Origin of the sequence: Streptomyces albidus (ex Kaewkla and Franco 2022) (assembly GCF_013870515.1) — a bacterium.
Taxonomy (GTDB): Bacteria; Actinomycetota; Actinomycetes; order Streptomycetales; family Streptomycetaceae; genus Streptomyces; species Streptomyces albidus.
Window position 1 is genome coordinate 1 of record NZ_JACBXA010000229.1, and the last position, 9625, is coordinate 9625.

Below are 9625 nucleotides of genomic sequence, written 5' to 3' on the forward strand. Positions count from 1 at the left end.
GCCACCGGAGCCGTCGGCACCGGGGCCGGCCGCGCTCGTGTCGTCGTCCAATCGCAGCGTCAGCGAGATCCGCTTACGCGTGACGTCGACCTCACGCACCTTCACCTTCACGATGTCACCCGGCTTGACCACGTCCCGGGGGTCCTTCACGAACGTCTTCGACATGGCCGAGACGTGGACCAGACCGTCCTGGTGCACGCCGATGTCCACGAAGGCGCCGAAGGCGGCGACGTTCGTGACGACGCCCTCCAGGACCATGCCCTGCTCCAGGTCCCCCAGCTTCTCCACGCCCTCCTTGAAGGTCGCCGTCTTGAAGGCGGGCCGCGGGTCGCGTCCGGGCTTCTCCAGTTCGCGGATGATGTCGGTGACCGTCGGAAGACCGAAGGAGTCGTCCACGAAGTCCTTCGCGTTCAGCGACCGGAGCATCGTGGCGTTGCCGATGAGAGTGGGCACGTCGGTGGCGGCGGCGCGCACCATCGTGCGGACGACCGGGTACGACTCGGGGTGCACGCTGGAGGCGTCCAGCGGGTCCTCGCCGTCCCGGATGCGAAGGAACCCCGCGCACTGCTCGTAGGCCTTGGGCCCCAGCCGGGCCACGTCCTTCAGCTCCCGGCGGCTCTTGAACGGGCCGTTGCCGTCACGGTGGGCCACGATGTTCTCGGCGAGCACCGAGCCGATGCCGGAGACACGGGAGAGCAGCGGGGCGGACGCGGTGTTCACATCGACGCCGACGCCGTTGACGCAGTCCTCCACGACGGCGTCCAGCGAACGCGACAGCTTCACCTCGGACAGGTCGTGCTGGTACTGGCCGACACCGATCGACTTCGGGTCGATCTTGACCAGTTCGGCGAGCGGGTCCTGAAGCCGCCGCGCGATGGAGACCGCACCGCGCAGCGAGACGTCGAGCTCGGGAAGCTCCTGCGAGGCGAACGCCGAAGCGGAGTACACGGAGGCGCCCGCCTCGGAGACCATGACCTTCGTCAGCTTCAACTCGGGCTGCTTGTCGATCAGTTCGCCCGCGAGCTTGTCCGTCTCACGTGACGCGGTGCCGTTGCCGATCGCGATCAGCTCCACGGAGTGCTCGCGCGCCAGGACGGCGAGCTTCGCAAGCGACTCGTCCCACTGCTTCTTCGGGGCGTGCGGATAGATGGTGTCGGTCGCGGCGACCTTGCCCGTCGCGTCGACGACGGCCACCTTCACGCCCGTACGCAGACCGGGGTCGAGGCCGAGCGTGGAGCGCGTGCCGGCCGGCGCCGCGAGCAGGAGATCACGCAGGTTCGAGGCGAAGACCCCCACGGCGTCGTCCTCGGCAGCCGTACGCAGCCGCAGCCGGAGGTCGAGGCCGAGCCGCACCAGGATGCGGGTACGCCATGCCCAGCGCACCGACTCGGCCAGCCACGCGTCGGCGGGACGGCCCTCGTCGCGTACGCCGAAGTGGTGGGCGATGGAGCGCTCGTACGAACTCGGCGTCCCCTTCGCACCGGCCGTGGCGTCGTCGGAGGACTCCTCCTCGGGCACCATCGTCAGATCGAGGACTTCTTCCTTCTCACCGCGGAGCATTGCCAGCACCCGGTGCGACGGGAGCTCGGTGAAGCCTTCGGAGAAGTCGAAGTAGTCCTTGAACTTCTCGCCCTGCTCCTCCTTGCCCTCGCGCACGACGGCCGCGAGCTTGCCGCGCAGCCACATGCGCTCCCGCAGCTCACCGATCAGGTCCGCGTCCTCGCTGAACTGCTCGGCGAGGATCGCGCGGGCGCCGTCCAGGGCGGCCGCTGCGTCCGCGACGCCCTTCTCCGCGTCGACGAAGGGGGCCGCTGCCGCCTGAGGTTCGACGGAGGGGTCGGCGAGCAGGCCCTCGGCCAGCGGCTCCAGCCCCGCTTCGCGGGCGATCTGGGCCTTGGTGCGGCGCTTGGGCTTGAACGGCAGGTAGATGTCCTCCAGGCGCGCCTTGGAATCGGCGGCCCGGATCTGCGCTTCCAGCTTCTCGTCGAGCTTGCCCTGCGACCGCACGGATTCGAGGATCGCGTCGCGCCGCTCCTCCAACTCCCGCAGATAGCGCAGCCGCTCCTCCAGGGAACGCAACTGGGCGTCGTCGAGCAACTCGGTCGCTTCCTTGCGGTAGCGCGCGATGAACGGCACGGTCGACCCGCCGTCGAGCAGCTCGACCGCGGCCTTGACCTGCCGCTCCCGTACGCCGAGTTCCTCGGCGATCCTGCCTTCGATGGTCGTCGTCACGATGGTTGGTCCGCCTTCTTGGTGCTGGATGTCCCCGGTGAGCCTGCATTGTGGCAGGTGGCACAGTCAGGCGGACGTGCAGACCGGGCCCGCGTCGGAAAGACCTCCGACGCGGGCCCGGTTGGCACTGCGCTCTTCGACGTTCCTCTTCGGTGTCCTCCGCCGCCGGCAGCGGCCCTCAGGCCCTGCGGCCGGAGCGCGAGAGCCCACCGAAGAGCCGGCCCACCAGCCGGAACGGAAGGGTGATGACAGTTGCGATGGCGCCCCCGACCATGCGGAGGCCGTCTGCGATTGCTCGGAACATGACGTACGGGTGACCCCCGGCGCAGGACGCAAACACGCGGCCGTCTCTCCCGACTCGCCGCTCGGCGTGCTCAGTCGGAGCAGCTCCCGCCGCCCCGGGCCCGCGCTCCCGCCTCTTCCGGATCCCTCCCGTCGGCTGACCTGCCGGGTCGCACCGCCCGTCCTCAGTCCCGCCCGAAGAGATCAGCCGGGAAGGCGCCCGCCGTCGCGGCGGTGGCGGCGAACTCCGAAGCCAGCTCCGTCAGTCGCTCCACCCCGGCTTCCCCGAGATGCTCGTACGGGGCACTGTCCAGGCGGTCCGTGCTGTGCTCCAGTTCCTTGCGCAACGTGGCGCCCTCGTCGGTGAGATCGCCCTCCGCGTCCATCAACCCCCGCTCGCGCAGCCGGTCCTGGGCGGCCGCCCAGTCCCTGTGGTTGTAACCGCGGGTGGCCAGCACCCACTTGGGGGCCATGCCGCGACCGCTGGCCGTGTGGCTGGCGAGGGCCTCCAGCGGATCGAGCCCTGCCTGGAGCAGGACGGCGATGTGCGCGTCCCCGCGGTGTTCACGCAGCAGCGTCGCGGCATGCCAGTACGCGAGATGGGGGGCGTCCGGCACCGGCAGATCGGCGTTGGCCGCATAGAGGGGTCGTCCCGGACGTGTGCAGGCCTCCGTGGCCTTCAGAGCCAGCTGTGCCGCCTCCGCCATCTGCGGGGAGGCCGCCGCCTCCTCGCCCAGCAGTTCACGCAGCATCGAGTCCACGGCGCGAAGCCGGGCGGCGAGAACCGTCGAGGGGGAGGCGGACTCCCACACGTCGGGCAGCACGCGGGCGACGAGGGAGTGGCTGAAGTTGTAGAAGGTGGCCGTGACGGCGCCCGCACCCACAGCGCCGAGCGGGGCGGCCCGCCCGGCGAGGTAGACGGCAGCGGGGTCCTCGATGCCGTACGGGGCCAGCTCCTTGCCCAGCGCGGGGGAGAAGTACACGGCCGAGTGGATCGGGTTGACCATGTGATGGCACCGGCGGGCGGCGCGCTCGGGGAGAGACGTCATGGGCACACGTTACCGGTAAGTAATAGCAAGGACGAGGGGCTCCCGCCGCTGGTTCACGCCCCTCTCACACCGCCGTACGCGACCCACACTCGGCTGTGCGGCTCCGCACTGTCTTCACGGCGCCCAGCTCACCTCTCGCGTCCGGCTGACTTCACGGTGTCCAGGTGAAGCGCGCAGGCCGACGCTCCAGGAAGGCCGTGACGCCTTCGGCGGCCTCGCCGCTCTCCCGTGCCACGCTCAGCCAGTGGTCGGCACGTGCCGGGCCGCCGCGTCCGTCGACGAACTCCTTCGCGGCCGCCTGCGTCAGCTGCGAGCGGGCCGCCAGGGTTCGGGCGAAGTCGCCCACCCGTGCTTCCAGGGCTTCGTCGGGATGGACCTCGTCCACCAGACCGATGCGCAGTGCGCGCTCCGCGTCGATCAACTCGCCCGAGAAGAGCAGGTACTTGGCGGTCGCGGGGCCGACGAGCCGCACGAGCCGCTGCGTGGAGGAGGCCGGGTAGACGATGCCCAGCTTCGCGGGAGTGATGCCGAAAAGCGCGCCCGCGGAGGCGAACCGCAGGTCGCAGGCCGCGGCCAGCTGTGCGCCGCCTCCCACGCAGTGCCCTCGTACGGCGGCCAGCGTCGGCTTGGGGAACGCAGACAGCGCCTCCTCCGCCGCCACCGCCAAGCCCTGCGAGGTCTCGGGCGACTTGCGCAGGGTCGTGATGTCGGCGCCCGCGCAGAAGGTGGCCCCCGCGCCGGTGAGCACGAGCGCCCGCACGGAGGTGTCCGCCGCCAGCTGCGCCAGCAGTTCGGGCATCCGGCGCCACATGTCGGGCGTCATGGCGTTGCGCTTGCCGGGGTTGTGAACGGTGAGACGTGCGACGCCGTCGGCCTGCTCGCTGATCAACTCGGGCTGCGCGGGCGGCCCCGGCTGTGCTGGTGGTGTCGGCTGTTCCGGCTGTGGCTCCATGGCGCGTGATCGTAACCGGACGGACTTCCTCATCTGGTGCACAGGGGATGCAAGGTCAGTCACAGAGCCGACCCGCACGTAAGTCTTCTGTCAATTGCCATCGATAGATGCCGACTTGTTGTCAGTGCACCGGACCAGGCCTCCGGCATATCAACACTCGGTGCACGTACATTTGCAAGAACACTCGGAGCAGAGGACGGTGGGGTATGGAGAGCGGTGGAGGTCATCCACCCGGACCGGGCGGACAGTCCCCGGTCGCGCTGCCGGTCCAGGAGAGAGCCGGGCCCCGTTCCCGAGAGGGGGCCTGGAGGTTCACCGCTCCCGCGCTGGACTCCTCCGTGCCGCAACTGCGGCACACCGTGCGGGATCTCGTCCGGCGCCAGGGGGAGGTGCCCGACGACACCCTGCAGAGCCTGCTGCTGATCCTCTCCGAGTTGGCCACGAACGCCGTACGTCACGCCGCCGTGCTCTCACCGGAGATCGGCGTCGAGGTGGAGCTGCGGGGCGGCTGGCTGCGCGTGGCCGTCGAGGACAGCCACCCCTACAGGCCCAAGGCCCTTGACGCCGTCCCCGATCAGCAGCACATCGGCGGGCGGGGGCTCCTTCTCGTCAAGATGATCACGCAGGAGGCGGGCGGCGTCTGCGACGTGGAACAGACCGGCGCGGGCGGCAAGGTCATCTGGGCCGCGCTGCCCGTTCCCCTCACGCCCCCGCTGGAGTTCACCAGCCCGCTGCCCCGCCCGTGAGTTCGCTGATCGCCGGGCGCGCGGCGTCCAGAACGGTCATGAACCAGGTCGAGAACGCATCGTCGCCGTGCCGCTGCTTGAGCTCACCGGACGTCACGAACGCCACCTCGGAGATCTCCTCCGGATCCGGGTCCAGGGAGTCACGCACGAGCCCGACGAACAGGTGGTTGTACTCCTGCTCCACCAGGCCCGAGTCCGGGTCGGGGTGGTTGTAGCGGACCGTGCCCGCCTCGCACATCAGATGCGGCGCCGTGCCGAGTTCCTCGCTCACGCGCCGAGCGGCGGCCACGAAGGGCTGCTCGCCCGGAAACGGGTGCCCGCAGCAGGTGTTGGACCACACTCCGGGGGAGTGGTACTTCCCGAGCGCGCGGCGCTGAATCAGCAGCCGGCCCGTCTCGTCGAAGAGGAAGACGGAGAACGCGCGATGCAGGCGGCCCGGCGCCACATGAGCGGAGAGCTTCTCGGCGGTGCCGATCGTCTTGCCGTCCTCATCGACCAGTTCGAGCATGATCGGGGCCGCTGCATTGTTCGCCATGTGCATCCTTCGCTAGGGCCGTTCCGGCAACGGGCCCCAGTTTGCCGTACGTCAGTGGCACAACTTCGCTTCGTGAGCCGCATGTCCGCGAGGCTCGAGCTGGAACGTGCAGTGCTCGACGTCGAAGTGGTCACCGAGGCAGCACTGGAGGTCGTGCAGCACCCGTTCCTGCCCCACGGAGTCCAGCATCGGCTGTGAGACGACGACGTGAGCCGAGAGCACCGGCATGCCCGAGGTGATCGTCCACACGTGCAGGTCGTGCAGCCCGATGACGCCGTCCACCGCCATGATGTGCTCGCGTACCTCGTTCAGATCCACGTCCCGCGGTGCCGACTCCAGTAGTACGTCCAGCGCCTCACGCGCCAGCCGGAGGGTCCGGGGGACGATCATCGCGCCGATGACGAGGGAGGCGATCGGGTCCGCGAACAGCCAGCCGGTCGTGGTGACGATCGCCGCCGAGATCAGCACGGCGAGTGAGCCGAGAGCGTCCGCCAGCACCTCGAGGAACGCACCCCGCACGTTGATGCTCTCCTTCTGCCCGCGCAGCAGCAGGGAGAGCGAAATGACGTTCGCCACAAGGCCGATGGCGCCGAAGACGAGGGTGAGGGCGCCGTCGGTGGGGGCCGGGTCGATGAAGCGGTCGACCGACTCGAAGAGGATGTAGCCCCCGACTCCCAGCAGCAGCACGCAGTTCGCGAGCGCCGCCAGGATCTCGGCGCGGGCGAAGCCGAAGGTGCGCCGCTCGGTCGCGGGCTTGTTCGCGAAGTGGATCGCGAGGAGCGCCATGCCCAGCCCGAGGGCGTCCGTGGCCATGTGGCCCGCGTCGGCCATCAGAGCCAGCGAGTCCGCGAGCAGACCACCGACGATCTGGGTGACCAGGACGGTGAGGGTGATGCACAGAGCCACCCGCAGACGGCTGCGGTACGCGGCGGCAGCGGTGCCGCCCGCCTGCGGAGGTGGCCCTCCGTGATCGTGCCCTGCGCCCATCTCTGCAAGCCTCCCGCGTCGGTCGCCGCCCTGTACGGCGTGCCTGACGCTGGCAAGTCAACTACGCCGGGCGGGGAGGTGCAACGCGACGCTGAACACCGTTGTCATGTGCTGTGACCTGGGGTTTCTCTCGCCGCCAGGTCCGCAGGTCAGAACGTGCGCATGCGGTGGCGCGGAGGTCTCAGCGGGCTTCGGGATGCAGCAGGCACCAACCGTCCCAAGCCGAGGTGAGCATGTCCCGCACGCCGAACCGTGCCGTCCAGCCCAGCTCCTTGGCCGCCAGCTCGGACGAGGCCACCACCCTCGCCGGGTCCCCGGCCCTGCGAGGGGCCACGCGGGCAGCCGGCTCCCGCTTCCCGGTGATCTCGGCGACGAGGTCGGCCATCTCCCGTACGGAGACGCCCTTGCCCGTGCCGATGTTCACGGTGAGGTCGCTTCCTTCGGCCGGGTCGGCGTTCGCGCCCCCGGCGGCGACGCCCGGACCGAGACGGCGGGCGGCGGCGAGGTGGGCCTCGGCCAGGTCCTGGACGTGGATGTAGTCACGCACGCAGGTGCCGTCCGGCGTCGGGTAGTCGTCGCCGAAGATCAGCGGGGCCTCGTTCCGGGTGAGGGCGTCGAAGAACATCGGGACGATGTTGAAGACGCCCGTGTCCGCGAGCTCCGGCTCCGCCGTGCCCGCGACGTTGAAGTACCGCAGGCAGGCTGTGTCCATCCGGGCGGCACGCCCCGTGGCACGCACCAGCCACTCACCCGTGAGCTTGGTCTCGCCGTAGGGGTTCATCGGCACGCACGGGGTCTCCTCGGTGACGAGGTCGACGTCCGGGGTGCCGTAGACCGCGGCGGAGGAGGAGAAGACGAAGCGGCGCACGCCGGCCGCGACGACCGCCTCCAGCAGCACCGTCAGCCCGTGCACGTTCTCGCGGTAGTAGTGCAGCGGCTCCTCGACGGACTGGCCGACCTGCTTGCGCGCGGCTAGGTGCACGACCCCGGTGATCTCGTGATCGGCGAGCGTACGGTCCAGCAGTTCGCGGTCCAGCACCGATCCCCGGGCCAGGACGGGTTGCTCCGGAAGCCCCTCAAGACGCGCTGGAATCCCCGCCGTGAGGTCGTCGAGCACGACCACCCGCTCACCGGCCTCCATCATCGTCCGCACGACATGTGCTCCGATGTATCCCGCCCCACCTGTGATCAACCACGTCATGGCGTCACCCTATCCGCCGGGGTGGGGCGCCTGAGTTGTCAGCATCCGCCGGCTCTCGCCCGTCCTGCGGTCGTTCCGAGCCGCTGCCGGCGCGTGCCGGGGGGCTTTGGGGCACGGACCGCGGCGAGGCCGGGACACCCCTCAGGGGCCCCTCGGAGGCCCGCATTTGTGGGTCCGCCCATGATCGACCATGCTGTCCTCCGGCGGAGCAACACTCAGCCGGTGAACGTGCGATGAAAGTCGGCCCGTTCGATCCGATAGCCTCTGCCGACGTGCCGCCCGCCCCTCGAACGGGCGATGGCGCACCTGACCGCCTGCCCGGCCGCACCCAGGCCGGAAGCCGCGCTGTGTCCGCTTCCAAGGAGTGAGTTCGTCTGCCGACCGCCATCCTCACCGGTTCCCCGGTCGCCGGTTCGCCCTTGGAGAGCGACCTGCGGTCACTGGGCTTCGACGTGCGCCTCGCAGCCGACGACGGCGAGGTGTCCGTAGAAGTGGCCGCCGCCCCCGCAGCCGCTCGGGTCGCGCTCGTCGACCCGCGCTTCGTGGGTCACGTGCACAGCCTCCGGCTCGCCCTCACGGACCCGCGATTCCCGGCGGCCGCCGTTCCGGGTGCTCTGACGGTCCAGCCGGAGGCGCGCGGCGCGCTCACCCGCGCCCTTCACGGCGCGGCCCCCGAGGCGACGGCGTCCGGCAGCTTGCCCGGTACGGCGCCCGGCACAGCGCCCGGCCCAGCGCCCGACACGGCGTCTGAAGCGGTGCCCGACGTGATGTCCGCGGAAGCCGCTCCCAACGACGTCGCCGTCACCGCACCACCGCGCACCCTTCCCGACGCGCTCGCCGTCGCTCTCGCCTCCGAGGGCGTCGCCGTGCACCGGCCCGAACTCGGCACGCTCGTCGCGGCCGTCCCGGAGGACGAGCAGGCGCGCACCGAGGCGCGCAGCGCCGTGGACGCCGTGGACGACGAAGCCGTACGGCTCCGCAACGCGGTCAAGGCGCGGGACGGCTTCTTCACCACGTTCTGCGTCAGCCCCTACTCCCGCTACATCGCGCGCTGGTGCGCGCGCCGGGGCCTCACCCCGAACCAGGTCACCACCGCCTCGCTGATCACCGCGCTCATCGCGGCGGCCTGCGCGGCGACCGGCACTCGGGGCGGATTCGTCGCGGCCGGCGTCCTGCTGATCGCGTCCTTCGTGCTGGACGCCACCGACGGGCAGCTCGCTCGCTACGACCTGCAGTACTCCACCCTCGGGGCCTGGCTGGACGCCACCTTCGACCGTGCCAAGGAGTACGCCTACTACGCGGGCCTCGCGCTGGGCGCCTCCCGGTCGGGGGACGACGTATGGGCCCTCGCCCTCGGTGCGATGGTCCTCCAGACGGTGCGGCACGTCGTCGACTTCTCCTTCAACGAGGCCAACCACGACGCGGACGCCAACACCAGTCCCACCGCCGCGCTCTCCAGCCGACTCGACAGCGTCGGCTGGACCGTGTGGCTCCGCCGCATGATCATCCTGCCGATCGGCGAGCGCTGGGCCCTGATCGCCGTCCTCACCGCGTGCACCACGCCCCGCATCACCCTCGTGGTGCTGATCGTCGGCTGCGGGCTCGCCGCCTGCTACACGACCGCCGGCCGCGTGCTGCGCT

General features: G+C 70.6%; 9 protein-coding genes. 2 read left to right on the forward strand and 7 right to left on the reverse strand.

Features of this window, described 5'->3' with window-relative positions:
• The 4 genes from H5J26_RS24635 to H5J26_RS24645 all read right to left on the reverse strand — a co-directional run.
• Positions 1 to 2232, reverse strand: a 2232-nt coding sequence (locus H5J26_RS24635) for a Tex family protein (RefSeq protein ID WP_181768151.1), incomplete at its 3' end; no start/stop codon positions are given.
• 178 nt (positions 2233 to 2410) lie between these two features.
• A complete protein-coding gene (locus H5J26_RS32065) occupies positions 2411 to 2536 on the reverse strand; it encodes an LPFR motif small protein (protein ID WP_268933141.1) in 126 nt (41 codons plus the stop codon).
• A gap of 163 nt (positions 2537 to 2699) precedes the next feature.
• The gene (locus H5J26_RS24640) at positions 2700 to 3563 is read right to left on the reverse strand and encodes an SCO6745 family protein (protein ID WP_181768152.1); all 864 of its coding nucleotides are present in this window, start codon (positions 3561 to 3563) and stop codon (positions 2700 to 2702) included.
• A 151-nt stretch (positions 3564 to 3714) separates the two neighbouring features.
• Positions 3715 to 4515, reverse strand: a complete 801-nt coding sequence (locus H5J26_RS24645) for an enoyl-CoA hydratase/isomerase family protein (RefSeq protein WP_181768153.1) — start codon at positions 4513 to 4515, stop codon at positions 3715 to 3717.
• Between the two features lie 206 nt (positions 4516 to 4721).
• Here H5J26_RS24645 and H5J26_RS24650 point away from each other — a divergent pair, with 206 nt between their 5' ends.
• Positions 4722 to 5261: an ATP-binding protein gene (locus H5J26_RS24650; RefSeq protein ID WP_181768154.1), complete on the forward strand. Its 540-nt coding sequence runs from the start codon at positions 4722 to 4724 to the stop codon at positions 5259 to 5261.
• On the opposite strand, the gene idi is transcribed toward H5J26_RS24650, so the two are convergent.
• The 3 genes from idi to galE all read right to left on the reverse strand — a co-directional run bounded on the left by idi (position 5236) and on the right by galE (position 7984).
• Positions 5236 to 5796, reverse strand: a complete 561-nt coding sequence (idi, locus tag H5J26_RS24655) for an isopentenyl-diphosphate Delta-isomerase (protein WP_181768155.1) — start codon at positions 5794 to 5796, stop codon at positions 5236 to 5238. The genes H5J26_RS24650 and idi overlap by 26 nt on opposite strands.
• Before the next feature lie 51 nt (positions 5797 to 5847).
• Complete coding sequence (locus H5J26_RS24660; RefSeq protein WP_181768156.1) at positions 5848 to 6783, reverse strand: cation diffusion facilitator family transporter; 936 nt, start codon at positions 6781 to 6783, stop codon at positions 5848 to 5850.
• 181 nt (positions 6784 to 6964) lie between these two features.
• Positions 6965 to 7984, reverse strand: a complete 1020-nt coding sequence (gene galE / locus H5J26_RS24665; RefSeq protein WP_181768157.1) for a UDP-glucose 4-epimerase GalE — start codon at positions 7982 to 7984, stop codon at positions 6965 to 6967.
• Positions 7985 to 8358: 374 nt separating this feature from the next.
• Between galE and H5J26_RS24670 the strand changes: the two genes are divergently transcribed.
• On the forward strand, positions 8359 to 9625 hold a 1267-nt coding region (locus tag H5J26_RS24670; RefSeq protein WP_181768158.1), incomplete at its 3' end, for a CDP-alcohol phosphatidyltransferase family protein.

What these genes read in the sequence shown, in the direction of transcription:
- H5J26_RS24650 (WP_181768154.1), top strand. Translation starts at nt 4,722, where the DNA reads ATGGAGAGCGGTGGAGGTCATCCACCCGGACCGGGCGGACAGTCCCCG.
- H5J26_RS24660 (WP_181768156.1), bottom strand. Translation starts at nt 6,783, where the DNA reads ATGGGCGCAGGGCACGATCACGGAGGGCCACCTCCGCAGGCGGGCGGC.
- H5J26_RS24640 (WP_181768152.1), bottom strand. Translation starts at nt 3,563, where the DNA reads ATGACGTCTCTCCCCGAGCGCGCCGCCCGCCGGTGCCATCACATGGTC.
- idi (WP_181768155.1), bottom strand. Translation starts at nt 5,796, where the DNA reads ATGGCGAACAATGCAGCGGCCCCGATCATGCTCGAACTGGTCGATGAG.
- H5J26_RS32065 (WP_268933141.1), bottom strand. Translation starts at nt 2,536, where the DNA reads ATGTTCCGAGCAATCGCAGACGGCCTCCGCATGGTCGGGGGCGCCATC.
- galE (WP_181768157.1), bottom strand. Translation starts at nt 7,984, where the DNA reads ATGACGTGGTTGATCACAGGTGGGGCGGGATACATCGGAGCACATGTC.
- H5J26_RS24645 (WP_181768153.1), bottom strand. Translation starts at nt 4,515, where the DNA reads ATGGAGCCACAGCCGGAACAGCCGACACCACCAGCACAGCCGGGGCCG.